General features: G+C 41.1%; 25 protein-coding genes and 1 pseudogene. 15 read left to right on the top strand and 11 right to left on the bottom strand.

Annotated features, from left to right (window positions below):
* Together V7083_RS13015 and V7083_RS13020 are read right to left on the bottom strand one after the other, a co-directional pair.
* Window positions 1-130, bottom strand: a pseudogene (locus tag V7083_RS13015) (ABC transporter ATP-binding protein); the annotation flags it as partial.
* A gap of 585 nt (window positions 131-715) precedes the next feature.
* Window positions 716-850: a hypothetical protein gene (locus tag V7083_RS13020; protein ID WP_335478362.1), complete on the bottom strand. Its 135-nt coding sequence runs from the start codon at window positions 848-850 to the stop codon at window positions 716-718.
* A gap of 265 nt (window positions 851-1,115) precedes the next feature.
* Here V7083_RS13020 and V7083_RS13025 point away from each other — a divergent pair, with 265 nt between their 5' ends.
* Both V7083_RS13025 and V7083_RS13030 read left to right on the top strand, forming a co-directional pair.
* Window positions 1,116-1,283 carry an acyltransferase gene (locus V7083_RS13025; protein WP_335478364.1) on the top strand — a complete coding sequence of 56 codons (168 nt, stop codon included), beginning with the start codon at window positions 1,116-1,118 and terminating at the stop codon, window positions 1,281-1,283.
* Between the two features lie 168 nt (window positions 1,284-1,451).
* Window positions 1,452-2,231: a M15 family metallopeptidase gene (locus V7083_RS13030; protein WP_335478366.1), complete on the top strand. Its 780-nt coding sequence runs from the start codon at window positions 1,452-1,454 to the stop codon at window positions 2,229-2,231.
* A gap of 177 nt (window positions 2,232-2,408) precedes the next feature.
* Here V7083_RS13030 and V7083_RS13035 read toward each other — a convergent pair whose 3' ends face one another.
* Together V7083_RS13035 and V7083_RS13040 are read right to left on the bottom strand one after the other, a co-directional pair.
* Window positions 2,409-3,593 carry a toxic anion resistance protein gene (locus tag V7083_RS13035; protein WP_335478368.1) on the bottom strand — a complete coding sequence of 395 codons (1,185 nt, stop codon included), beginning with the start codon at window positions 3,591-3,593 and terminating at the stop codon, window positions 2,409-2,411.
* Window positions 3,590-4,246 carry a 5-bromo-4-chloroindolyl phosphate hydrolysis family protein gene (locus V7083_RS13040; protein WP_335478370.1) on the bottom strand — a complete coding sequence of 219 codons (657 nt, stop codon included), beginning with the start codon at window positions 4,244-4,246 and terminating at the stop codon, window positions 3,590-3,592. The genes V7083_RS13035 and V7083_RS13040 overlap by 4 nt, the downstream gene beginning before the upstream one ends.
* Before the next feature lie 561 nt (window positions 4,247-4,807).
* Between V7083_RS13040 and V7083_RS13045 the strand changes: the two genes are divergently transcribed.
* Together V7083_RS13045 and galU are read left to right on the top strand one after the other, a co-directional pair.
* Entirely contained in the window at window positions 4,808-6,175 is a 1,368-nt protein-coding gene (locus V7083_RS13045; RefSeq protein WP_335478418.1) for a S1C family serine protease, read from the top strand.
* A 156-nt stretch (window positions 6,176-6,331) separates the two neighbouring features.
* Entirely contained in the window at window positions 6,332-7,213 is an 882-nt protein-coding gene (gene galU, locus V7083_RS13050; RefSeq protein ID WP_335478372.1) for a UTP--glucose-1-phosphate uridylyltransferase GalU, read from the top strand.
* A 162-nt stretch (window positions 7,214-7,375) separates the two neighbouring features.
* Here the strand turns inward: galU and V7083_RS13055 are convergent, their stop codons facing one another.
* The 3 genes from V7083_RS13055 to V7083_RS13065 form a co-directional block, all read right to left on the bottom strand.
* Window positions 7,376-7,708 (bottom strand): hypothetical protein, encoded by a 333-nt coding sequence (locus V7083_RS13055; protein ID WP_335478374.1) that lies wholly within the window; start codon window positions 7,706-7,708, stop codon window positions 7,376-7,378.
* The gene (locus V7083_RS13060) at window positions 7,701-7,781 is read right to left on the bottom strand and encodes a hypothetical protein (RefSeq protein ID WP_335478420.1); all 81 of its coding nucleotides are present in this window, start codon (window positions 7,779-7,781) and stop codon (window positions 7,701-7,703) included. The genes V7083_RS13055 and V7083_RS13060 overlap by 8 nt, the downstream gene beginning before the upstream one ends.
* A gap of 104 nt (window positions 7,782-7,885) precedes the next feature.
* A complete protein-coding gene (locus V7083_RS13065) occupies window positions 7,886-8,494 on the bottom strand; it encodes a transposase (protein WP_335478376.1) in 609 nt (202 codons plus the stop codon).
* Between the two features lie 245 nt (window positions 8,495-8,739).
* Between V7083_RS13065 and V7083_RS13070 the strand changes: the two genes are divergently transcribed.
* Window positions 8,740-9,021, top strand: coding sequence for a hypothetical protein (locus V7083_RS13070; RefSeq protein ID WP_335478378.1), 282 nt, complete (start codon window positions 8,740-8,742; stop codon window positions 9,019-9,021).
* A 51-nt stretch (window positions 9,022-9,072) separates the two neighbouring features.
* Here V7083_RS13070 and V7083_RS13075 read toward each other — a convergent pair whose 3' ends face one another.
* Window positions 9,073-9,513, bottom strand: coding sequence for a ferritin-like domain-containing protein (locus tag V7083_RS13075; protein ID WP_335478380.1), 441 nt, complete (start codon window positions 9,511-9,513; stop codon window positions 9,073-9,075).
* Between the two features lie 231 nt (window positions 9,514-9,744).
* On the opposite strand from V7083_RS13075, the gene ilvB reads away from it, so the two are divergent.
* Complete coding sequence (gene ilvB / locus V7083_RS13080; protein ID WP_335478383.1) at window positions 9,745-11,484, top strand: biosynthetic-type acetolactate synthase large subunit; 1,740 nt, start codon at window positions 9,745-9,747, stop codon at window positions 11,482-11,484.
* Window positions 11,485-11,747: 263 nt separating this feature from the next.
* On the opposite strand, the gene V7083_RS13085 is transcribed toward ilvB, so the two are convergent.
* The 3 genes from V7083_RS13085 to galE form a co-directional block, all read right to left on the bottom strand.
* Entirely contained in the window at window positions 11,748-12,581 is an 834-nt protein-coding gene (locus V7083_RS13085; protein WP_335478386.1) for a YitT family protein, read from the bottom strand.
* A gap of 305 nt (window positions 12,582-12,886) precedes the next feature.
* Window positions 12,887-15,040, bottom strand: a complete 2,154-nt coding sequence (locus V7083_RS13090) for an Ig-like domain-containing protein (protein ID WP_335478388.1) — start codon at window positions 15,038-15,040, stop codon at window positions 12,887-12,889.
* 312 nt (window positions 15,041-15,352) lie between these two features.
* Window positions 15,353-16,324: a UDP-glucose 4-epimerase GalE gene (gene galE / locus V7083_RS13095; RefSeq protein ID WP_335478391.1), complete on the bottom strand. Its 972-nt coding sequence runs from the start codon at window positions 16,322-16,324 to the stop codon at window positions 15,353-15,355.
* Window positions 16,325-16,645: 321 nt separating this feature from the next.
* Between galE and V7083_RS13100 the strand changes: the two genes are divergently transcribed.
* The 9 genes from V7083_RS13100 (at window position 16,646) to V7083_RS13140 (ending at window position 25,555) form a co-directional block, all read left to right on the top strand.
* A complete protein-coding gene (locus V7083_RS13100; RefSeq protein WP_335478393.1) occupies window positions 16,646-17,950 on the top strand; it encodes an NCS2 family permease in 1,305 nt (434 codons plus the stop codon).
* Window positions 17,951-18,044: 94 nt separating this feature from the next.
* Window positions 18,045-18,848, top strand: coding sequence for a pentapeptide repeat-containing protein (locus tag V7083_RS13105; protein WP_335478395.1), 804 nt, complete (start codon window positions 18,045-18,047; stop codon window positions 18,846-18,848).
* 74 nt (window positions 18,849-18,922) lie between these two features.
* Complete coding sequence (locus tag V7083_RS13110; RefSeq protein ID WP_335478397.1) at window positions 18,923-20,365, top strand: N-acetylmuramoyl-L-alanine amidase; 1,443 nt, start codon at window positions 18,923-18,925, stop codon at window positions 20,363-20,365.
* A gap of 516 nt (window positions 20,366-20,881) precedes the next feature.
* Complete coding sequence (locus tag V7083_RS13115; protein WP_335478399.1) at window positions 20,882-21,100, top strand: DUF1659 domain-containing protein; 219 nt, start codon at window positions 20,882-20,884, stop codon at window positions 21,098-21,100.
* 140 nt (window positions 21,101-21,240) lie between these two features.
* Window positions 21,241-21,459 (top strand): DUF2922 domain-containing protein, encoded by a 219-nt coding sequence (locus V7083_RS13120; protein WP_335478401.1) that lies wholly within the window; start codon window positions 21,241-21,243, stop codon window positions 21,457-21,459.
* Between the two features lie 145 nt (window positions 21,460-21,604).
* A complete protein-coding gene (locus tag V7083_RS13125) occupies window positions 21,605-21,742 on the top strand; it encodes a YvrJ family protein (RefSeq protein WP_335478403.1) in 138 nt (45 codons plus the stop codon).
* Window positions 21,743-22,138: 396 nt separating this feature from the next.
* Entirely contained in the window at window positions 22,139-22,642 is a 504-nt protein-coding gene (locus tag V7083_RS13130) for an Lrp/AsnC family transcriptional regulator (RefSeq protein ID WP_335478405.1), read from the top strand.
* Complete coding sequence (locus tag V7083_RS13135; RefSeq protein WP_335478407.1) at window positions 22,639-23,847, top strand: aminotransferase; 1,209 nt, start codon at window positions 22,639-22,641, stop codon at window positions 23,845-23,847. Before V7083_RS13130 ends, V7083_RS13135 begins: the two co-directional genes overlap by 4 nt.
* Window positions 23,848-24,085: 238 nt before the next feature.
* Entirely contained in the window at window positions 24,086-25,555 is a 1,470-nt protein-coding gene (locus V7083_RS13140; protein ID WP_335478408.1) for a GGDEF domain-containing protein, read from the top strand.
* Window positions 25,556-25,644: the final 89 nt, after the last annotated feature.

Below are 25,644 nucleotides of genomic sequence, written 5' to 3' on the forward strand. Positions count from 1 at the left end.
TCCCAGCCCCGTTTGGACCAAGAATCGCCACAACCTCCCCCTTAGAAATTGAAAAAGAAACCTCCCTCACCGCCGTCTTCTCCCGAAAACACCTCGTCACCTTTTCCAAACACAAAACCTCATCACTCATCATCACTCATTCCCCTCCCTCAACTCTTAACCACATTATACGGCGCAATTGGGAGGACTTTTAGTAAGCAACGTCACCAAAATCAAATGACAAATGTCATCTTTGGTGGTTGTGACAATGTGGTAGTAACAGTGTGATGACATCAGTCTGGTGACAGGCACCACTCGTGGACAAAAAACCCCAATTTGTTCTCCACAGGTGGACAAATTGGGGTTTCTTGTAAGGTTATGAAATTTAGCAGGTGAACTGTTTTAAGTTTGCTACGTTGTGTATAGTGAATTGGTAGGAAAGAAACTTTTTTCTTAAAAGTATCCACAGGAGTTATCCACTTATTTCGGATAGTTATTCACAATTTCAATAGTATATCCACAGGGTTATACACATTTTGATGTGGTTTATTGGAAAAATAGGTGGAATTACAGATGATTGGTACCTGTTCTTATAGGCAGGTTTCCACAAATATTTAGCGTTTATCCACATTCCACAAGGGGTTATCCACTAATACCACAGTTTATCCACAGTTATTCCACAATAATATTTATATTTGTCCACAGACATATTGCGTTTACTCTGCCATCACCATTATTATTTCTGATCCTCAGCCTTTTCCGCCTTTCCATTTTCCACAATCTCTCTAAGTTCACCTTCATCCCCCTTAGCATTGATGATCTCAAAGATTTGGTTTAATCCTTCACTTGTTTCATCCACTTCTTTTTTCATTCTCTTAACCCTCCTTTATCTAATAGAATGACCAGTTTTTTAAGAACTATTTTCCACATGTCGCACTAAGTCCTTTTATCCACAGAATGTTCCCCAATTACTAAGCTTTAATGTCCCAATAAACACTCTAAGTGTCAGGCTCTCCGCTGCGCCTTTTTGTAAAACGAAAATGGTGTCGAAATTATTGTTTCTCTACCTGACATGTTTCTTCATGTTTTACTACTATCATTTGTTATGTTTAAGAAAAATAGATAGGGGGCCAAACATGAATTTTGAGTCGCTTTTAGATGCCATTTTAGGAGTAAGAAAGATTTTTTATGTACTTGAATGCCCTGTCTGTGGAATGGAAGAAATTTATTATGAAAATGAAGTAACAAGACGACTGATTGGACGAGCCTGCTCAACTTGCCATTTTGTCCAAAAATTTGATTAAAAGGTGGTTGTTAGTTTAAAATTGATAAAGCCTAGGAATCCTGGGCTTATTTGTTATTAAATTTTGCAAGACTTCCCATTTTAATAGAACTTATTTGTCACGTGTTTTAAAGTCTATATTCGTGTCTATGATAGTAGTAGAGAATTTTAATAAAAAGGAAGTTTTTGCATGGGTAAAAATTATTCTGTACTGGTAGCACTGGCTTTGATTCTTTTGATAATAGTAGGATGCTCTGAACAACTTCATTTTTCCAACAGGGACGAGAAGATTTCGAATCGTGCCCAAGTAAAGGTCAGCAAGCAAACCTCCATCAATCCCCAAACAAAAGATAGTAAGACAAACGATCGTACCGTGAAGGTTGTTGAAAATCCAGGTAGCATTCCTGTACTGGTAAACAAACTGAATATGCTGCCTGAACAGTATAGTCCGAGTGATCTAGTGTATCCGGATATTCCGTTTATTTTTGCAAAAAAATCATCTAAACGTGAAATGCGTCAAGAAGCTGCACAAGCGATTGAAAAATTATTTGCCAGTGCCAAGAAGGACGGCGTCCCGCTCCTCGGCGTTTCTGCTTACAGATCCCATACTGCGCAAAAGACTTTATTTAATTACTACGTAAACCGAGATGGTATAAAAGCAGCACAAACGTACAGTGCCCTTCCCGGAACTAGTGAGCATGAGACAGGACTAGCCATCGACGTCACCGGCAGTGACGGAAAATGTGCCGCAGAAAACTGCTTCGGCAGTACAAAAGAAGCAAAATGGCTCGCACGCCATGCTGCCGAATACGGCTTCATCATCCGTTACCCAAAAGGAAAAGAAACCATCACCGGCTACCAATACGAACCCTGGCACCTCCGCTACGTCGGCAAAACCATTGCCCAAAAAATCACGGCCCGCGGCATCACACTAGAGGAATATTACAACGCCATACCTGTTAATAAATAAAATAGGGTAAAGTGTTTAGAAAAAAAGTAGTTTAATGGTGACACTGCTGAAAAAGTGACAAAAACTGAATGGTGACAGGCACCATCCATGGACAAATGTCCTCCTGAGGTGGACACCCTTGAAAATGAATATAAGACACAAAAATCCCTGCTGTTTGGGTTAACAGCAGGGATTTTTTTATTTTCCTTTGATTTCCAATAGTTTGATGCGGAGTTCGTTTTCCATGGCGACGAGTTCTTGTTCGGCACTGCGGCGTTTATTGCGCCCTTCTTCTTGGATTCGCAATGTTTCTTCCAATGTGCTGATTAGATTTTCCTGAGTTTTCTTTAGTGTTTCGATATCGACAAGGCCACGCTCATTTTCTTTGGCCGTTTCGATGGTGTTGGTTTTCAGCATTTCAGCGTTTTTCAACAACAGTTCATTGGTTGTTTTTGATACTTGCTTTTGTGCCTCCACTGCATGGCGCTGGCGAATAAGCGTCAACGCAATGGCCACCTGATTTTTCCATAATGGAATCGCGGTTACAATGGACGACTGAATTTTTTCCACAAGTGCTTGGTTGGTGTTCTGAATCAAACGGATTTGCGGCGCACTTTGAATCGTAATCTCCCGACTGAGCTTCAAATCATGCACACGTTTGTCCAAACGATCTGCAAATTGAATCATATCGTTCACTTCTTGGAATTTCATCTGATCATTCGTCGTTTGAGCCTGGCGCTTCAATTCTGGAATTATTTTTTCATGCATCTCTTCCAGCTTAATTTCCCCGGCGGCAATATACACATTAAGAGCATGGAAATATTCTTTATTGGATTCGTAAAGCTGTTCAAGCAACTTTATATCTGATAAAAGCACATTCTTGCTGCGATCTAATTTAACAGAAATTCGATCAATTTGTGCCCCTGTTTTCTGGTATTTAGATAGTGCCTCTTGCAGCGAGTTTGAAATTTTTCCAAACATCCGGCCAAAAAAGGACGGTTTCCCATCCTTCAGCTCGTCCGGATTGACTTCATTTAATCGCTTCATTAAATCATTAATGATTTCCCCGATTTCGCCAACATCCTTTTTCTGAACATGCTCGAGCATGGCTTGTGAAAATGTCAACAGCTTGCCTTGGGCTTGTGTACCATATTGTATCATTGCCTGGTGATTGGTTGGGTCAATCTGCTCCGCCAACTGGTAGGCCTTCGCTCTGTGCTCTTCAGGGATTACATCAATTAATTTAACAGGCTTCGCATCACTTGTTTGCTGCGGAAAAGGGCTTTGGACTGGCGGCTGAAGCTGTTCCCCAAACGGATTCGCCAATATATCATTTAATAAATCACCGGATTTATTGTTTGCTATTGGATTGTTTTCTGTCATTTTAACCACCTATTCTCCTCAGGAATTTTAGGGTCTTTTTGCTTATTGATGGTATATTTCGCCACATCAATTTCAAAATTTAACGTATCAACATCATTTGACACAACTTGATATAAATCCTCTTCCAACACCTTTGCCAACTCATTTAAGGTTTGCTTCGTTTCAATCAAAGATTGATTAATTTCCAAACTCTTTTTGGGTTGAGATGCCAAAAAGCTGTACTTTTCGGTCAATTCCACCACAGAGTCCAAATGGGAGAAATAAAACGGTTCAGCCTGATAAAAACGCTTTGGCTCTTTTACCGCCATTTTTTGAATTTTTTTCGTAACTCTTAATATATCCAGACGTTGTTTTACAGAAGATATATCGCGAATATTGAACAGTGATTTATTCAAGCGGCGAATTTTTTTATTAGCATCAGCCAGATTCTTCTGGATATAGCGATACTCTTTCCAGGAAAGTTGATGTTTTCTTAAAAAATTCCAACCCATAATTGGTGCCAAAATAAAATGCGTGGCTATTCCGCCTACAATCGCAAATCCTGTTGCGGGCCAAAAGTTAAGATCCACGCCCCAAAAGCAAATAATCCAAGTCAAAACGGTCACGGGCACGGCCACAAGTGATCGAATAATAAATGAAAGGATCGGGTTCATCTTAATCTACTCCTAACTAAAAATCCTTTATATACATACGAATAAATCAATGGAATGTTTCAATTTCTTAAAATTCATAACAACAGAAGTTATTTCCATTTATTAGTTCAACAATACACGAAAAAATTCCTGCCTGCCATAGACCACAAACCGAACATTTCTACGACCTAAGACGTATTTTTATCAATCTAATTTGTGATACTTTTTTTAAAGATATCATTAATCAAACGTTTGATTAAAAAATTGCCCTTTAAATTGAAGAAATCCACACCATTAGCATCAGTTGGGGTGTCATTATTCGGGTACATATATCCACTTATTAACAATTTGTCCGCCACACATGGACAAATTCAGTCGTTTGTCCACGAGCGGTGCCTGTCACCCTGAATGTCACCCTTAATTTTTACACTAAATGGCACCCAAAAATCCCCACTACTTGTCTCCGCAAGGACTTTCCCCCTAGCCTATTTATTTTCAGGTACAAATTCCATTTATTTCTTTCGAGAATATATTAGTTTTGTTAGTTCTAAATATTCATTCGAAGAGGTGAATTAAATTTTGATGAGAAGGGCTCTTTTTACGGTTCCTATAATATTGCTACTTGTTGCGGTGATCGTCGGGTCTTTTGTCTTAATGGGCATGAAGCCGGCCACGGGTAAAATTTCTCAAGCCCAAAAGCTTGCGGAGTACTCGAAGCCAGCGGTTGTTCGGATAGTGGATTACGCGATTGTAAAGTGGCAGTTTAATAACCCGTATGATACGGAAGTACTTGGTATCTTAAATGAACTTGGCAATCAAACGGTCATTGGTGGATCCGGCTCTGGGGCCATTATCAGTTCGAACGGTTACATTGTCACGAATGCCCATGTAGTGGAACTCACGAAGAAAGAGGATGCAGATGTCGCCAACGCTGCATTTGAACAACTGGTAAACATAATGGCAGACTATTATAAGACAGACTATGATACAGCATACAACTACATGGTCAAATACACACAATATACCGCTATTGAAAAGGCAACAAAGGTTATCTTGCCGAGCGGTGACATTCTTGATGGAGAATTGAAAAGCTACGGTGCCCCAATTAATGAAGGAAAAGATGTTGCTGTATTAAAAATTGAAGGAAAAAACTTCCCAACCCTACCGCTTGGAAACTCTGACAATATCCAAAATCAAGACAACATTTGGGTTAGTGGATACCCTGCCGCCGCAGATTCCGATCTTTTATCCCCAGATTCTTCTTTAGTTTCTTCCATGAACGCAGGACAAATTTCAGCAACAGAGAAAAAGACCGAACAAGGCAGTCCGGTCATTCAAATTAATGCAGCTGCCACACATGGCAATAGCGGTGGTCCAGTCATCAATCATAAAGGGCAAATTATCGGTCTGCTCACTTTTAGAGGAGACACTGTCAATGGCCAAGAAGTTCAAGGATTCAACTTTGCAGTTCCTGTTAATACCGTCAAAGAATTTGTGAATCAGGCGGGTGCTAAAAATAGCAAAAGTGCCACAGACCAACTCTATCAAGATGGACTAGAATTATATTGGGGCGGTTATTACAAACATGCTTTGGAAAAATTCGAGGCCGTCCAACGAATCTATCCTAATCATTCGGAAATTAAGGATTACATCACTAATTCCGAAAAGAAAATGAGCAAAAGTAAAACACTTTGGTCCGACTATTCCACCATTTTCTACATTGTTGACGGCGTTTCCGGTTTACTCATCTTAATTCTCTTATTAGTTACCTTTGTATTTAGACCTAAACAGCAGGAATTGGCGGTAGCAGCAACAGTACCATCACCGGCAGCACCGCCGACACCTGAGAATAATACAGTAGACCTAAACAAGGATGGAAAAGTCGATATTCAAGACATCCTCATGGCCCTACAGGAACACCAGAAAAAACAAAAGAAGGATGACGAATAAAATTTTTTATAAAAGGAATTCCTGTATCTAGAACGCGGGGGTTCCTTTTTTCATAGGTATAAATGGATATTTCACCGGGAACATTATGTATAGTATGGTCACAGCCGTGTCCAATTATTTCCGTTATTTTTTCAAAAAAAGAATGAGGTGCATTGGATGAACGTTCGCAAAGCCATCATTCCTGCAGCCGGATTAGGTACCCGCTTCCTCCCGGCAACTAAAGCACAGCCAAAGGAAATGCTGCCGATTGTCGATAAACCGACATTGCAATACATTATTGAAGAAGCTGTAGCCTCAGGAATTGAGGAAATTTTAATTATTACGGGCAGAAATAAAAAATCGATTGAGGATCACTTCGATAAATCAGTGGAGCTTGAGCTCGAACTTGAATCAAAAGGGAAATTTGAGTTATTGGAAGAAGTGCGTCAAATTTCCGACATGGTGAATATCCATTATATCCGTCAAAAAGAACCTAAAGGGCTAGGGCATGCAATCTTTTGTGCGAAAAATTTTATTGGGAATGAACCTTTTGCTGTCCTGTTAGGGGATGATATTGTCTATTCCCAAAAACCTTGTTTAAAACAGATGATTGACACTTATGAAGAGTACAAGACGACCATTTTAGGTGTACAAAAAGTAGCAGAGCAGGACGTGGATAAATACGGAATTATTGAGGGGAAATTAATCGAGGACAGAATTTATAAGGTTAAAGGTTTAATTGAGAAGCCTTCCATTGCAGATGCCCCCTCGAATATTGCCGTCCTTGGGCGATATATTATCAACCCAGCAATCCTAGATATTTTAGGAGAGACACAGCCTGGCAAAGGAGGAGAAATCCAGTTAACGGATGCCCTTAGAGAATTGGCTAAAAAGGAAGCAATGTATGCCTATATTTTTGAAGGAAGACGCTATGACGTAGGTGATAAGCTTGGTTTTCTACAAGCCACAGTAGAATTCGCTTTAAGACGCGACGACCTCAGTGATGAATTTTTAAAATACTTAACCCATATTACAAAAGGAAAAATGTCCACCTCATAGGAGCGGCCTTCTAAATCTCGCCATCATAACGAGAACACAGACGGCCGCATCATTTTCCCCTTTCACTCAAGATTTCCAATAGCGGCGTCCGCTCGACGCGGACAAATGTCCACAGATGGTGCCTGTCACCCTATTACCTCTCATTTCATTCCTATTATAATTTCATTTTATCCCCCCATTTAATTGAATTGCTTCGATGATACTCTGGTCGCTGATCTGCTGGTTTGCTTGGAGATCGGAGATGGTTCGGGCGAGGAGAATGATTTTGACTTGGCTACGGTTGCTTAGTGCATGTTTGATCTTCAAAACATGTTTAGCCTCAGCATGTCCAACTACTTGCTGGAAATCCAGGTTGTTACAATCATTCTGAAACAAGATATCTTTTCTTAAAAAATCAGGGACCGACGGACTCCACTTCCCCTCCAGATGTCCAATCACATCCTGTAAAGAACGTACATAAATCATTTCCACCTCTAGAAAGTCAACATCAGGCAAATAGTGTCGTCGAATTAAGGATATAACCGAATGATCGAAGTGCCGCGTGGATTCGTTCCTTCGATTCCTTCACAGCAGCATCCGGCAGCCCGACGATTTTAAAAGCATCATTTCCCGCCTACGAACTGACTTCAACATTCACTCGATACCCTTCCATCCCTTTAAGGCCAACACTGGTTACTCGAGCCCACACAGCGACTCCTCCTGTCGTATGAAATAAATTTTCCCATCATACCAATGAAATTTATCAGTATACCGACTTTTCATATAGTTTTCATAGGTTTGAGAAGGAGGATCTGGAAAATAGGATAGAACTGGTGTGGGATCTACTAGGGGTTGTATTTCGCCATAAACATAGCAAGGGTAACTGCTCCAGGGGTAATCCTCAGGGGTCTCCGTTATTCCTGCGGTCACGGGGTTTAAATGAATATACTTGCTTACATCAATCTCGTATTCGGGGGAATTTAACAGTTCAGCGCTATATCTTTTTTCAAACACATGACCTGTACAAGAATATTTTTTATTAAAATACTTTGCAAAACTTGTGTTGAGGTATTTCATGATGGTGCTAATCGGGGTTTCCAGCGTGTCGATTTGAAGATGGGTGTGATTGGTCATTAAACAATAAGCATGAAGCACAAACGGAAAACGGGCCTTACTCTCTTTCAGAATCGATAAATACTTATTAAAATCTTCATCGTCCAAGAAAAGCTTCATCCGGTTATTACCTCTGCTGGTCACATGAAACTTCGCACCTTCATGCCAAGTACGAATTCTTCGAGCCAAAATGGATCACTCCTTATTAATTTTTATACAGCGGAAAAACAGCAAATGTTGAGTCGCACCTCCGCTGTCTCCCATTATACAAATCCGATTTGGTTAGGAATACCATATTAGTAAATTTAACATTTTGTTCAAAAATAGGATCCTATTAAAAAGGGCATGTTCAAAAAGATGGCCAATGTATAAAAAGACTCACGTATAAATAAGTATTTTATAAAGGGGCAGTGCTTACATTCTAAGAAGGGGGAATGCATCTGGGGGCGATACGGGTAATCCGGAGAGTAATTGGTGTTCTGCTGCTTGCATATGGAATTTATCTGATTTTCGGTACTCAGGAGTTTTTCGGTACTTTGTTAATTATTCTGGCATTTCTCATTTTTCCTAACGCAAAAAAAGGATCGAAAAGTTACTATAGCAATGAGGCGGACTATGATGAATCCTCCTCTGGTGACTCTCCGATTGAATCAAGTAGTGATTTTGGAGTCTGGAACAGTAGCGAGGAATCCAACGGTGACAGGAACAGTGACTGAATCCACAAAAAAAAGCTCATGCACACATGGGCTTTTTTGTTGATCGAATTTTTATTTATTTTTCGTAAAATAATACAAAAACCACACAGCATGATTCTGCTCATCCGCGGCTGCCCTTCGAAACACGTTTCTTACATATTGATCTCCCGCGTAATCAGCAATCTCCATATAAAAATCAACGGTCATCTGCTCATCCTTTAATGCGAACTCCAAGCCCTTGAGATACGTACTAGGGCAGCCCTCCGTAATTTTCGGCTGTGGCTGCCTTCCAGTAAGCTGTGTATAAATCTGAACAAAATGCCGATAATGCTTAATCTCATCCTCCCGAATCTCTAAAATCCGCTCCCTCTCCTCCTTATTCGTAGCAAGATTAGCCAATCTCGCATAACAATCAATCGCACTATACTCCCCATTTATCGCCTTCTCCACATCAGAAACCAACTTATTCGATTGCCTACTCAACGCATCAACATAATTCGTAAATGGAAACATCGCAGTCCCCCCAATTAACATTTATCTTATACATTATGAATCGCTCTTCAATTGGGTGAATATGTAAAATGGTGACAGGCACCGTTCATGTACAATTGTACGCCTCCAGTGGACACTAATCTGCAGATTTGAGTGAAAATAATTTATATTACATGATTTATCTCACATACTTTTGATTTCTGATAATTTACAATATTTCTTAAAAATCAGAAATCAGGTGGTTGAATGTCAATGTTAAACGAAAAAACTGTTACACAATTGTTTGAGTCCTTGGGTTTACTTGGGGTTGACTGTGTCTTTGGGTGTGATGCTGATCTCCTAAATCCAGCATTACATCCAACTGTTAATAATGAGGGAATTCGCTATTTTCAAATGAAGCATGAGCAATCTGCCGTTCATGCAGCTGACGGTTTTGCACGGGCAACCGGAAGGCCTGGTGTGGTACTACTCACTTCCCCATCTGGCATTACCAACGGAATCACAGGGATTGCCACGGCCTATAGCGACTCTATTCCGCTCGTTATCATAGCTGGTCCGCTCCATACAGGTCCAATCAACAATGATACGATGCAAGAATTGGATATCTCAGGCATCACTATGCCCATTACAAAGGAAACTTATGAAATAAGTCAGATCAAAGACTTGGATTCCCTTTTGTCCGAAGCTCTAAAAGTTGCCGCTTTTGGCAGACCTGGACCCGTTTTAATAGCGCTAAAAGCAAGTATTTCTTTAAACTCTAAAAAATTCACATTAGCTCCCATAGATTCGAATGACAAGATTAATGAAGATATTTTTCCCAAAAAATATTCCGGTAACAGATGGAATAATGGCAGCAAACACAGAGAAAACCAAATTACGCCCAAAAATATTGAAAAGGTAAAAGATATGATCGAAAGAGCCCGAAAGCCGGTAATCTTCATAGGCGGGGGCATCATAGCGTCAGACTCTTCTGAGGAGCTCAGAGAAGTGGTAAAACATGCACGAATCCCCGTTGTCAGCTCACTCATGGGGATTGGTGCAATGGAGGCCAATGATCCGCTTTACCTTGGTATGCTCGGGATGCACGGGACGTTTGCCGCCAATAAAGCTGTCCATCATTGCGATCTACTGATTAGTATTGGAGTTCGTTTTAGCGATCGGGTCACTGGGAAAATCAGCGGCTTTTCCCCTAAGTCAAAAAAAATTCATATAGATATTGACTCGGCTGAAATCAACAAAATCGTTACTGTTGACCTCCCGATTACAGGTGATGCCAAGCAGTTTTTGAAGGCGATTAAGAGCATTTTGGATTATCAGCAAATTCAATTAAATACGGAGATTTGGACAAATGAGGTCATCGAATGGAAACGAACGGTGCCGCGATTTGATAAATCCAACAGTATTCTAAGTCCACAAACCGTGATTCGGTTACTAAGGGACAGCTTCGGAAAAGACACGGTCGTGATCACCGATGTCGGGCAGCATCAAATATGGACTGCCCACCATTATGCATTTTCTAAACCGAGAACACTGATTACCTCGGGCGGATTGGGGACTATGGGGTTTGGGCTCCCGGCGGCTATTGGAGCGGCCGCCGCTTGTCCCGAACAACCGGTCATCTGCGTGTCAGGGGATGGAAGTTTTCAGATGAACCTTCAGGAGTTGATGACAGTAGTCAAATACCAACTCCCTATCAAGCTAGCGATTATGAATAACGGCTATCTAGGGATGGTTCGACAGTGGCAGGAATTATTTTACCAAGGCCGCTATTCTGCTGTTAAAATGACTTCCCCCCATTTCGTCAAACTTGCTGAAGCGTATGGCGTGGCGGGACTAAGTGCCCAAACAGAAGACCAAGCAAAACATGTTATACGAACAGCCTTCCAGACGAATGGCCCCGTTCTCATGGAATTCAACGTCATCGAAGAAGAAAACGTCTACCCAATGGTGCCGCCAAACCACAATAACCATCAGGCCATACTTTCACGATAAACGGTAAAACAGCAGTCCCCCTACCAAAAAGGCGCCTCATCAGTCGCAAATGTGGAGCACCTTTTCACAAAAATCATTTGTCATTTCCGCCCTGTCCATCCAGGGCGGACAAATGTACATTAGTGGTACCTGTCACCATTTAGGCTCCCCTCTCTCACCTCCAGCCTAAAATGCGCATACCGAGGAGTAGTTTCACTTAAGCCTGGATAGGCAGGGGAACTTTTAGCAGCCAAAAAAGGCCCACGATCGTGGACCTTTTTGTGTTATGTGGCTTTGTATCCCTTACCTAGCATTTCATGGACATAATGGATGGTAACGTAGGCATGTTCATCAATTTGATGGATGATGTTCTTCAGTTGGACGATTTCCTGTTTATTGATGACGATGTATAGTACTTCTTTGTTTTGTCCTGTGTAACCCCCGCGTCCGTCCAGGATGGTGAGCCCTCGAGACATTTTATTCGTAATGCTCTCCAACACCTTCTCCGGCGAATTCGAGATAATCAACACTGCAACACGTTCGTCCAGTCCCTCGACAATAAAATCAATCGCCTTCGCCCCGATATACACGACCAATAGGGTGTACATCGCTTTTTCCAAACCAATAACGAAGATTGACCCGGCCACCACTAATACGTCCATGACCAGCATCGCCTTCCCCATACTCCAGCCTAGGAATTGATTTGCGATTCGAGCCAAAATGGTCGACCCACCTGATGTTCCGCCTGACCGAAAAATCAAGCCTAATCCAATTCCAACTAGGAAACCGGCAAACACGGATGCCAACAAAGTGTCCCCGGTTAGCCTCTTACCAAAATCCTCTGTCAAAAATAAAAACAAAGAACTTGCTCCAATAGATAGTAACGTATAAACAAAAGTCCGTTTTTCAAAAAATTTATACCCCACCGTCAAAAGAACTATATTAAACACAAAGTTAACTACCCCGGGTGACCAATGAAACAAATAGTACGTAATAATGGTAATCCCCAGAATCCCACCCTCAGATAGCCGATTGGGAATGGTAAAATAATTTACCCCCACTGCAAAAATAAACGAACCAATTAAAATAAAAATAAGATCCTTCACAAATTTTTTCATACCAATGCCATCCCTTAAAAAAATAATTCTTTTATCCTCATAAAATATTATCCACTATCTTACTATAAAAGCCACCAAAACAAGGCAACATCCAAAGAATAATTTTCAAATTCAAAAGTAACAAGACCAATTACCTAACCCTTGCATCGAAAAACTCGAAAAACACAAAAAAGCGCCTGCCGTTAAAACAGCAGTACACTTTTTTAAAATTAGGGGTGACAGGCACCACTCATGTACATTTGTGCGTATCCAGTGGACACCACCATCTTAAACACACAACTCTATGTTTTTGGTTACTCCCTGCATTAAAACAGGACGAATATCTGCCATTTTCCAAATAAATTTTTGCTTCCTGGGTACAGTAGGTTTGTCTGGATAAGAATACTTCTGTTCAAGGAAGGCTCCCTTGCTACCCTAGGTGGCGTGATTCCTTTTGACCAATTGCCGCTATTTTTGATGGAGATGGAGATCTTTTTTGTGGAAGAATTCCCTTTACTAGTTTTATCCTGGTGCTTGACCGTAATAAAAACGGGCTCACTGCGATTACCGGCAAAATCAGTAGCTGTAATCCTCAATTTTGCCCCAGCTGCTTGCTTAGTAATCAATACCTTGAATTTGCCATCAGTACCAGCTGAGCCGCTTCCTATCAAACTACCATTTCGAGAAATTATAATCGAAGCGCCACTCTCCGCTTTACCCTCTATAAATTTCATCTGATCGGTTACACCATCGACACTTGGCTTTCTTGGAGCCGTCACATCTTTTACCACAACAGTGGTAGGCTTACTTATATTACCTGAGGCATCCTTGGCAATAATTTTTACAACGGTTCCAGCTGCTTGCTTCCTAATCGGAAGAGCAAAAACCCTGGTCCCCCGGCTTACTGCATGTCCAATTTCTTTAGAACCTACGAAGGCAACTACCGTTGCATTCAGCTCAGCCTTCCCCGTAATCTGCGTATCGGCATCCCCGACACCATTGACAATCGGGCTCGCAGGCGGGGTCATGTCAATTTCTGCCACACCTTGATGCTTGTCCACCAATGTATAGGTGATATTTGCCCCTTTTGCAGTTGGAAGGGCAATGTTTCTCCGCGGTATCACCACCGCACCTCCACCATGCAATTGCACAGAATTCCCAGTGAAAAATTGTCCTTGGAGGGCATTAAAAAATGCATCACCCTTAAATCCGTATAACCCCTTCGGCTCTTTTAAAAGTAGGGCAATTCTAAAATCGGTCATTAACTTTCCGAATGTCAGTTTCGGGTTAATATATTTTTTCGCCATATTTTCAACTGCTTTGTAATCATTGTTGGGGTCCCTCATAATCTCTTTAAATATTTGGTCACCACGGCCCGATTGAACTTTTAAATACTGACCAAATAAATACGACAACGAATAATTGGCAAGAGTGTCCCCATAAGAATCCCAGTACAAAAGCGAATGACCATTTTCAATTGACGCAGATTGGTTAAAATAATCAAGACGGTCGTTAAGTCCATGCCCCAAATACATTTGTTCTGCAGCCATTGACATTGCTTCGTCCAACCATGTATCCATTTCCTTTCCTTTTTCCACCAGCACATTTTGATTATAGTTCACCATATGCTGAAACTCGTGAGCTAGAGTCTGATAGGCTTCCGTCACATCCTTAGTAGAACCCATTCCCATGGTTGGGTAAGTATCGATGTAAAAAATTTCTTCTTTATTTGAATAGGTGGCATTATACAAATCATCTGCACCGAAATATCCCCCTATATACCCACCGCTTCCAGAAAAGCCATCCGGTATATCAAAGCATAAAATATCAATTTTCCCATCATGATTTACATCTGATTCTGGTCCAAAGTGATTGACCACTGTCGAATAAATTTTTCTATCAAACTCCGCACCTAATTTTACAGCATCAGCATTGGTAATTTGCTTTTGATATACCCAAACATTAGCTTTTTTGCCACTGTAGCCCAGTGTTGCACTAATTTGCTCATGTGAATAATCCGTAAAATCTGTGATCCAAAAATTTTTGCGGTCCCCAACCTTATAGGTAGTAACGATTGAGTGCGTGCTTTTTCGATATATATCCTTCTGCTTTTGTTTTTGTCCCAAGGATTGATTCACATCAATTTTATAAGTATTGTCCCCAGGTTTTTTTAAGTTTCTCATCTGAAAACTACCAGTAGGCTGGATCACTGCTCCATCAGTAGATTCATTACTGATAACAATATATTGATCATTACTGGCCAGTTTACTAGATATGGAATTTTTTTCCAATACACTTTGTTTCTTTGACACGGACAATTTAGTTAGATTTATCGCAAACTTGGCTTTCGTTGGCATCAGACTTCCTTTTTCAATATGTATGGATTGACCGTAAGAAGCTGCCGCCGCACTCGGACCCGCACTTAATACTGAAACAACCATCAACAATACCACCAATAAAAACACGTTCTTCTTCCCCACAAAGCCTCACCCCAACTCATTCCTAAAACACTATCAATCTATAAAATAATAGTACCAATTTCTCAGCCCCATCTGAATCAACAAAACATGGAAATTCCCTATAAATAACTAACAATTGAACTAACTACACAAAAAAGGGAGAGCCCTCCGATTACAGAAGAATTCCCTCCCTTACATAGTAGAAATGGTGACAGGCACCGTTCGTGGACAATTGTACGCGTGGAGTGCACACAGCCAGAAATATAGCTTTTCCCACTCTATTCACCGTCATTATGTTAAATTAGCTTAATTACGTTACAACTTCTATATCCTTTAATATCTCTGCTCGCAATGCCACTTCCATGCGTCACTGATGATTTTTTCAAGGTTTCTTTCCGCTCTCCAGCCAAGCTCGTTCAGGATTTTTTGAGATGAGGCAACGAGTCTTGCCGGATCTCCTGGGCGCCGATCAGTGATTTCTACATTAGCCTTCAAGCCAGTCACTTTTTCACAAGTTTCAATAACCTGCTTGACGGAGTAACCAAGTCCGTTTCCAAGATTATAAACCTCAGCTTTTTTCTTGCCGATCATCAAAGCCTCAAGAGCAAGAATATGAGCGTTAGCAAGGTCGGTCACATGGATATAATCTCGAATACACGTACCGTCCTCCGTATTGTAATCCGCGCCAAATACAGAAATTTTCTCCCTTTTCCCTAATAACTGCTGAAGAACTATTGGGATTAAATGAGTTTCAGGATCATGACTCTCGCCAATCAGTGCCGAATCATGGGCACCTGCGGCGTTAAAGTAGCGGAGAACTACATATTGAAGGCCATATGCTTTTGAAAAATCAGACAAAATCTGTTCAACCATCAGCTTTGAATGCCCATATGGATTAATCGGCCTTGTTGGAGTGGTTTCATCGATAAGATCCGCATCAGGGATCCCATACGTTGCAGCAGTTGATGAAAAAATAAAATTTCTTACCTTAAACCTATTCATGACTCTTAATAAGGTTAAAGTCGAAGCAACATTATTTTGATAGTATTTTAATGGATCAACAACAGACTCTCCCACTAAACTATTAGCTGCAAAATGCATAACCGCTCTAATCTGGTAACTTCTAAAAACCATTACAAGGTCATCGATATTACCCAAATCCCCCTCAACAAAAACAGCCCTCCCGTCAACCGCATCACGGTGGCCCGTCGACAAATTATCCAATACCACAACCTGGTGCTTCTCCACTAACTCCTTCACAACGTGGCTGCCGATAAAACCAGCCCCACCAACAACAAGAATCATACCTCATTACTCCCTTAATAAATTTCTTGTTTTCCTATCCTATTATAACATTATAAAAATGAGGTAAAACTAATTGAACTTTATGGGCCTGGTTGAGGGTTGCGTCGAGATGACTCTTACGAGGTGACTCTTTCAAGGTGACAGGCACCGCCCGTGGACAAAACCGCCTATTTGTCCACATGGGGTGGACATTCGAGGAGATCCTACTAGATCCATCCCTAAGTGGTTTAAGAAATTTCATTTTTCCACTTGCATTTTTACCTAAAAACGAATAATATGTTTTAGTAATCAATTTAATGTTCGTGTTTTGGAGGAGCTATCATGTTTAAGCTTAAAGAAAATCATACAAATGCAAAAACGGAGATGCTTGCGGGAATTACCACATTTTTTACAATGGTATATATAGTCGTGGTGAATCCTGTTATTCTTGCTGATGCAGGAGTACCGTTTCAACAGGTTTTCACGGCTACAATCTTAGCCACTGCCATTGGTACTCTGTGGATGGGCCTATTAGCCAATTATCCCATTGCCATCGCACCAGGAATGGGACTGAACGCCTATTTCGCCTATTCCGTTGTCGGCGGCGGCCACCATATCAACTATGAAACCGCCTTTGCTGCTGTCTTCGTTGCCGGAATTATTTTTGTCATTCTTTCATTAACCCCACTACGTGAAAAACTGATCGAGGCGATTCCTGCCAATTTAAAGCACGGAATCACCGCAGGAATTGGCTTGTTTATTGCTTTTATCGGCTTGCGTCTTACAAAAATTATTACAGCCAACCCGAGTAATCTTGTTGGTCTTGGAGACCTGCATGCCCCTTCAGCCATCTTAACTTTTGTTGGCCTTGCTGTTACTTTAGTATTAATGTTATTACGAGTAAACGGAGCCATGTTTTTCGGGATGATCATAACGGGTGTGATTGCCTTCTTCACGGGCCAGCTAAAATTCGATAAAGGGTTTGTTTCATTTCCTTCCCTACCAGAAGGACTTTTAATATCGAATCCGTTCAGTGCCTTTGGAGATGTCATTCAACACAGTCTATATGCCGTCGTATTTTCCTTCATCCTTGTTACCATTTTTGATACCACGGGAACCATGATTGGGGTTGCCAATCAGGCCGGACTAATGAAGGGCAACAAGTTGCCACGTGCACGCCAAGCCTTACTATCTGATTCAATTGCAACAGCAATTGGTGCCATTTTTGGTACTAGCCCAACCACTGCCTATATCGAATCGACTTCAGGGGTTGCCGCTGGGGGCCGAACAGGATTAACATCCGTAACGGTCGCTGTCCTGTTTATTCTAGCTGCCTTCTTTGGTCCGCTTGTTAGCGCTGTTTCCGGAATTTCTGCTATCACAGCCCCTGCTCTTATTATTGTTGGCAGCCTAATGATGGGGAACATCTCCAACATTAAATGGGATGAACTCGACGAAGCATTCCCAGCATTCCTCACGATCCTGGCAATGCCGTTGACATCCAGTATCTCAACGGGAATTGCGCTGGGCTTTATTAGCTACCCACTTCTAAAAGCAGTCAGAGGAAAATGGCGCGAAGTGCACCCGCTTCTATATGTTTTTGCAGTTTTATTCTTTATCCAGCTTGCATTTTTGCAGCACGTGTAGGGTTTGGAAAAATTTGACGATTGAAATGATTATTCATTTTAATCGTCTTTTTTTATGGTATGATAAAAACATTACTACATAAAGAGGATCGAGTATGAAACGACAATTAACCCCCGATTGTGAAAAATGTTTTGGTTTATGCTGCGTGGCACTCCCCTTTGCCAAGTCGGCTGATTTTGCTTTTAACAAAGATGGTGGAACTCCTTGCAAAAACCTGCAATCTAATTTTCTCTGTGGCATTCATAGTCAACTTAGAGACAAAGGCTTTAAAGGCTGTACAGTTTTTGAATGCTTTGGTGCAGGCCAGCAGGTTTCACAAGTCACATATAAAGGTGCGGATTGGCGGGAAAATCCCGAATCGGCCAGTGACATGTTTGAGGTTTTTCCTATCATGCAGCAACTCCATGAGATGCTGCTCTATCTTAACGAAGCATTATCAATGAAAGAAACACAGCCTATTCACAAGGAATTGAAATCCCTTATTGAAAAAACAGAACATCTTACCAACCAGGATCCACAGTTTCTTTTAACACTGGATGTTCCTGCCCATCGTGCTAAAGTGAATCCATTACTTTTAAAAACTAGTGAGTTAGTTCGCGGAAAAATAAAGCCCTCCCGAACAATAAGCAAGGACAACTTAATAGGAGCCAAACTCAAAGGGGCTGATCTGCAAGGCTCAAATTTGAGGGGTGCTTTATTAATTGCTGCCGATCTCCAGAAAGCTGACCTAAGAATGTCTGACTTTATTGGAGCAGATATAAGAGATGCCGATTTAAGTGGCGCCAATTTACAGGGCAGCTTTTTTCTAACTCAAGCCCAAATTAATTCTGCTAAAGGTGACCGTAGGACTAAATTGCCAAATTCCTTAAAAACACCTCAACACTGGCTCGTAAACTAAAACGGGTGTCCGTTACCATTGCTCATCTATCCACATAGTATATAGTTGAAAGTCTATTTTTTGGAGGAGATAACATGAAGCTTTACTTGGATCCAGGTCATGGCGGTGCTGATCCGGGAGCTCAGGGTAATGGTATAAATGAAAAGGACGTTACATTAGAGATTGCCTTAAGAATCCGGGCAATTTTACAGGATCATTATGAAAATGTGGAAGTACGGATGAGCCGGTCAGATGATTCCACTAAGAGTCTTGGACAGCGGACGGGCGAGGCAAATGCTTGGGGTGCAGATTATTACCTATCCATTCACGCTAATGCTGCGGACAGTTCTGCCTCGGGCTATGAGGATTATATCTATAACGGGCTAGCAGATTCATCCACCACCGCCCATTATCGCGATATCATTCATGCAGAAGTTATGAGGGAAAATGAACTGACGGATCGAGGTAAGAAAAAGGCCAATTACCATGTACTCAGAGAGTCCAACATGCCGGCAATGTTGTCAGAAAATGGGTTTATCAGTAACGCGCACGATGCGTCCTTAATGAAGTCAGGTACTTGGCAGCATCAAGTAGCACAAGGTCATGTCAATGGGCTAGCAAAAGCGTTTAATCTTAAACGAAAACCTACCCCAGCCCCGGCACCTAATCCGAGTCCAGCCCCGGCACCTGAGCCGACTCCGGGCACACTTTATAAGGTTTATGCCGGTTCATTCAAAGAACGTAAACATGCTGATGAGCGGGTGGCCGCATTAAAAAATAAAGGCATTGACGCCTTCATTCATACAACTCCAATCAATGGAGAAACATGGTATCGCGTTCAGGTTGGTGCTTTTGCAAACCGAAAAAATGCCGATCATCGTCTTGCTGGGATTAAACAAGCTGGGTTTAGTGATGCCTTTGTCATTATTGAAAATCGTGGTGCCGTCACAGCTAATGATCCAACTCCGGTCAACGAAGAGCGAAACGAGGATTCAGGGACAGTTCCAAACCCGGCTAGTTTTACCATCTTCGGCCCTACATTCTTATCACCTGAAAAGATGAACCGTTTTGTAAGATCTGTTAACCCCGATTCCCCGGATCTTGGAAACTATTATTATACCATTGGTGAGTATTATGGAATCAGAGGGGACGTTGCCTTTGCGCAAGCCCTGCATGAAACGAACTTTTTTCGCTTTACAGGGGTCGTGAAACCTGGGCAAGACAACTATGCAGGAATAGGAGCAACTGGAGGGGATAACCCAGGAGCCAGCTTCCAAACACCGGAGGAAGGAGTAATTGCTCACTTCCAACATCTATTCGCCTATGCCACAACGAGGCCGTTACCTTCAAAATATCCACTAGTTGACCCTCGCTTCCACCTGGTTCACAGAGGTTCAGCAGCAACATGGATCTCATTAAATGGCAAATGGGCAGTTCCCGGAGCAACTTACGGTCAATCCGTTCTAAGCTTGTACAATAGAATGCTCCAATTCTCCATTCAACATCTATCAACCATTCAGAACGAAATCAGCAGCTAACTCCATCTTGCACTAATCAAACGTCTGATTAAATTTATTAAGAAGGATGACCATTACTTTTAAAACTTTCCACGATTCCAAAAATCAGCTAAAGTCCTCGCCAATTCACAAAAAACCACTCAAAACGTTCCAATCAAACGTTTGATTAAAAAAACTGGATTCGAATGCAGAATCCAGTTTTTTATTTGAGGATATTATTTTATATTCCTTTCCCTAACAGGTTGGTAACCGTATTTAGTTCTTCTCATGAGATGATTAACTCCATTCCTGTTGCCACAGGTAACCTGTTTAATCATGCATCTTTTTTACGGTTCAGAAAATTGATCCCTCCACAGTGACATCGTTTCAAATATGATTTTTGATTAAAGAAAAGCTTTTTTCTTGTATACTAGTATGCTATTTGTGGCATTTAAAAATAAAATTAATTAATCCTTTAAAAAGATTAAAAAAATATCCATCACCCTGTCCATTTCGCCCTCCTTTCCCTAAATAGAAGGTGAAAGGAGGTGAATGAAAATGGCAAATACACTACTAACAGATACCCAGCTCCGCGTAGTATACCAAGTTGGTATAGACGAACAAGGCAAGCCCGTCTTAAAAAACAAAAACTTTAACAACATCAAAACAGACGCATCAGCCGACCAACTAATCCAAACCGCCCAAGCCATCGCAGCACTTGCCGGCGACACCCTTTACAAAATCGAACGAAAGGACAGCTCCGAACTCCTAGCCTAATAATTAGGCCATCCAGCAAGGTGGCCAGGGTTAATCCGTCCACCATAGGCGTACAAATGTCCACTATTGGTGCCTGTCACCAATAGTAATACAGCTACGATAGAAATAGGGACATCAAACATGATTGGAGGTGAAAGGAATTGGCTAAAACGTTAGAATTACAATTTGGTACGGAATTTGGGAAGACAGCTAGAATTTCGGTGGAAAACCCTAAGGAACCAATTGATAAAGTTGTAGTTAAAAACTCTATGGAAAAAATCATTGCAGCAGATACGTTTACCACTTCAAGCGGTAAACTATCCGTTGTCCAAAGTGCAAGAGTGATCGACCGCAACGTAACAGAATACGAATTGGTATAACCAACCTAAGAGGGCCGGATTCGACACTGAACCGGCCTTTTTGTACAGGGTGATCTAGTAAATGTCCACCCAGTAAATACAAATGTCCACGAATGGTGCCTGTCACCCTAAGGGTTGTCACCCAAAGAGAAAGGAGGGAAAACCTGTGGAGCAAATCATTCCATTCATTAGTGAGGTGGGGTTTCCGATTGTTGTGACGCTTTATTTGCTGTACCGAATTGAGTCGAAGCTGGATTTAGTAGTTCAATCAATTCAGAGTCTTCCTGAGCGGATGAAGGTGTGAGTCTCGGAAATCTCTACCACTAGACAGATAAATAATTTACCTTGAAATACAAATGCGAGCCACTCTTTTTAAATTGTAAGAGTGGTTTTTGCATCTTTGCTACAGGTATTAATTGCATTCTGGTGATGTGGTAAATGGTGCCTGTCACCAACAGTCTATAAGAGTAGAACAATTCCCCCATTTTCAATTGCCTCAGCCATCTTTTCTGCCGCTATAACCAGCTTCCCTCTAAGTAATTCCAACCACCGCTAGTCTTTTCCCTATTTAAAAACCTAATTCTTAAAAAAATATCGCTAAAACCCAAGATCTACTATATTACAGAACACAACTTGATGACAGTTTCCCTATCCAGTTATATAATAGAAGATAATTTTAATTGTGGAGGCTATGTATGCTATGAAGTTGAGCAGTGAAGAAATTGAGATATTAAGGGTTATTGAGGAAAATCATCAGGTACCGGTTGAGACGATTGCCATGATGGTTTCTAGTGATGCAGAGACAGTCCGAGCAACGATTGAAAAGTTAGAAGCCGAAAAGATTATTATGTGCTATCCAACATTGATTGACTGGAGTAAAGTGGAAGGTCAAGAGAACGTCGTTGCCATGATTGATGTCAAAGTGACACCAAAACGAGGCGTCGGATTCGACGAGGTTGCCGAACGAATTGCCCGTTTCCCTGAAGTCACTTCTCTTTATCTCATGTCTGGTGCATATGACCTCTCCATCACGGTGGAAGGCAAAACAATGCACCAAATTGCATCCTTTGTGTCGGAAAAATTATCACCAATTGAAAGTGTCGTTTCCACCACCACCCATTTCATGTTGAAAAAATACAAGCATGACGGCGTGAGATTTGTAGATGGCGATGAAAAAGACCGCAGAATGGTGGTTACACCATGAAAAACGATTATTCCAGTTACATTTCAGATACAGCCAAAGAGCTTCAACCCTCAGGGATTAGGAAATTCTTCGACCTTGCTGCCAGTATGGAAGGAGTTATTTCACTCGGTGTGGGTGAGCCCGATTTTATTACTCCATGGAACATCCGTGAGGCTACCATTCTTTCATTAGAACAGGGCTTCACCTCCTATACAGCCAACCCTGGTCTTCTTGAACTAAGACAGGAAATTTGCAATTATTTAAGTTACCGATTTGGAGTTCAATATGACCCAAAGAGTCAAATTATTGTGACAATAGGTGCCAGTCAGGCGATTGATCTTGCGTTCCGTGCTATTTTAAATCAAGGGGAAGAAGTGCTTATCGTGGAACCTGCATTCGTTTCGTATGCTCCACTGGTATCACTTGCCGGCGGCACCCCAGTCCCAGTGTCGACCTCACCTACAAACGGATTTAAAGTCACAGCAGAACAAATTGAAAGTGCTATTACCGAAAAAACAAAAGCTATCCTGATCTGCTCACCAAACAATCCAACTGGAAGCACCTTAACCAAAAAGGATTTGGAGGAAATTGCTGAAGTCGTTAAAAAACACGACTTGATTGTGATATCAGACGAAATTTACGCTGAATTGACATATGACGAGGTCTTCACAAGTTTTGCTGCCATTGAGGGAATGTATGACCGAACTATTCTGATTAATGGCTTTTCGAAAGGCTTTGCCATGACCGGTTGGAGACTGGGATACCTCGCTGCTCCAAAGCCATTCGTCGAAGTAATGCTGAAAATTTTCCAATATACCACTATGTGCGCACCAAATATGCTGCAGCATGGCGCTATTGAAGCTTTGAGAAATACCTATCATGAGGTTGAAGCCATGCAAAGAAGTTATCGCCGCAGACGGAACTTTATGGTACAAACCTTAAATCAAATCGGGTTGGACTGTCACACACCAGGCGGCGCCTTCTATGTTTTTCCGTCCATCCGAGCAACAGGACTGACATCTGAGCAATTTGCCGAGGAGCTGCTCATGCAGGAAAAAGTTGCAGTCGTACCAGGCAATGTCTTTGGCGCCAGCGGTGAAGGCTATGTCCGCTGCTCCTACGCTTCCTCAATGGCTCAGCTGCAAGAAGCATTAAAACGGATGCAACGCTTCATAGAATCAAAGGGAGTCTCCCCAAAAACACAACCAGAAGAAATTAAAAATTAACCACAAAAAGCCCATTTCAATCAGTAATAACGAAATGGGCTTTTACGTTGCCAAAAATTCGAATTTTGTCCACCCCACGCGGACAAAACAACAAAATTGTCCACGAGCGGTGCCTGTCACCGCTTTTATCACCGCTTTTATCTCTATAACTATATACTCGCTTACCCCTTCATTCTCGACAGCAAGAGGTGCCTATGCTAAACTACATGGGATAAACTGACAAAAGGATGAATATTTGATGTCATTCGCTGCTAAGGATTTTAAGACAAGTACGGGTTTTTTGCGATATTATAATGATGTTTTGTTTGAGCGCCTGCGACTTGTTTCGCTTATGCTGATTTTTACATATCCTTGTTTTTTTGTTGTGGACTTTATTCTTTTAAGAAAGCCGCTCGTCCCTATTTATAAAGAAATACTTATATCTGTACATATTTTTGGCCCAGTTATTTCCGTTATTTTCTTAATGATCTACCGCCGTCACCAACAAGCTTCTAAAGAATCCGTCGTGAAATGGTACACCCTTATTTATCTGTTGGTTGGAGCAGTTTCTTCCATTAACAGTCAACTATTAACGGGAAATCTGTACGCATACATCATTATTTTATTTGGAGTCGCTGTTATTTTCCCTATTAGGCCTAAAATGTTGATCTTTTTCCTGATAATCGTACAGTCGTTTTTTATATCAGGATTATATCTTTTGGAAAAAAATCAGATTGAATTCATCTTAAAACTAGTAAACTCCACAGGCGCTGTCGTTATTTCGTATGTTGTCGCCTATTCTTTTTATACCTATCAAAAAAAAGATTATATCAATAAACAGAAATTAAGCCAGAATGAGGAAAGTTTTCGTAGATTATTTCATCTAAACCCCAATCCGTTAGTCCTAACCACCATCGATAATGGAGAAGTCTTACTAATCAATAAGCAAGCTATCGAGTATTATCACCTTAAAGATGTGGAACCAGTCCAATTCGATACTAGATGTCTGTTTAAGACAGAAGAGGAACGACTGGAAATATTAAATAGGCTTGAAAAAGAAAATAGCATAAAAAATTACGTAATCGAACAGCAAATTACTGTTGATCTAAAAAAATGGGCCTTGCTGCACTTCGAATCGGTTGATTATTTGGATCAAACATGCATTTTAATTGGAACAACGGATATTACCGATATGAAAGAAAAAGAATCCGAGCTGGTTCTACATGCCTCAATGGACATATTAACTGGGGTGAGAAACAGAAGAAGCGGTATCGATTTGCTTCGTGGACTCTTGAACTCCGGTCAAAATATAAAGGAATTTATCCTTTCTTTTATCGATATTAATGATTTAAAAAAGGTAAACGATCGATATGGTCACTCCATCGGTGATGACCTTATCAAAACGAGTTGCGACATTATCCATTCGCAAATTGACCAAGAAGATGTACTTTTCCGTTATGGCGGCGATGAATTTATTGTTATTTTTTTTCAAAAACAAATGGAACAGGTCCAGCAGGTATGGGCTACCATCCAGTGTCACTTCCAAAATCTAAACAATACAAAAGAAAAACCATACACCATTTCTGCCAGCTATGGTCTTTACCATTACAAGCCTGGAACAGTTATTTCTTTAGATGAAATTTTGGAAATTGCCGATCGGGAAATGTACAAAAATAAAGCCATTCTTAAAAATAAACTTACTTCGGTGCCTGTCACCAATAGTAAATAAGCTTAAACCAATACAAATTATATTGGAAATCCCATTTCAAACTGTTATAACTTACCGCTCTTAGAGTTATAACTATAAAACTATAAAAC

The sequence above is a fragment of the Bacillus sp. JJ1764 genome, from assembly GCF_036962145.1.
GTDB lineage: Bacteria > Bacillota > Bacilli > Bacillales > Cytobacillaceae > Neobacillus.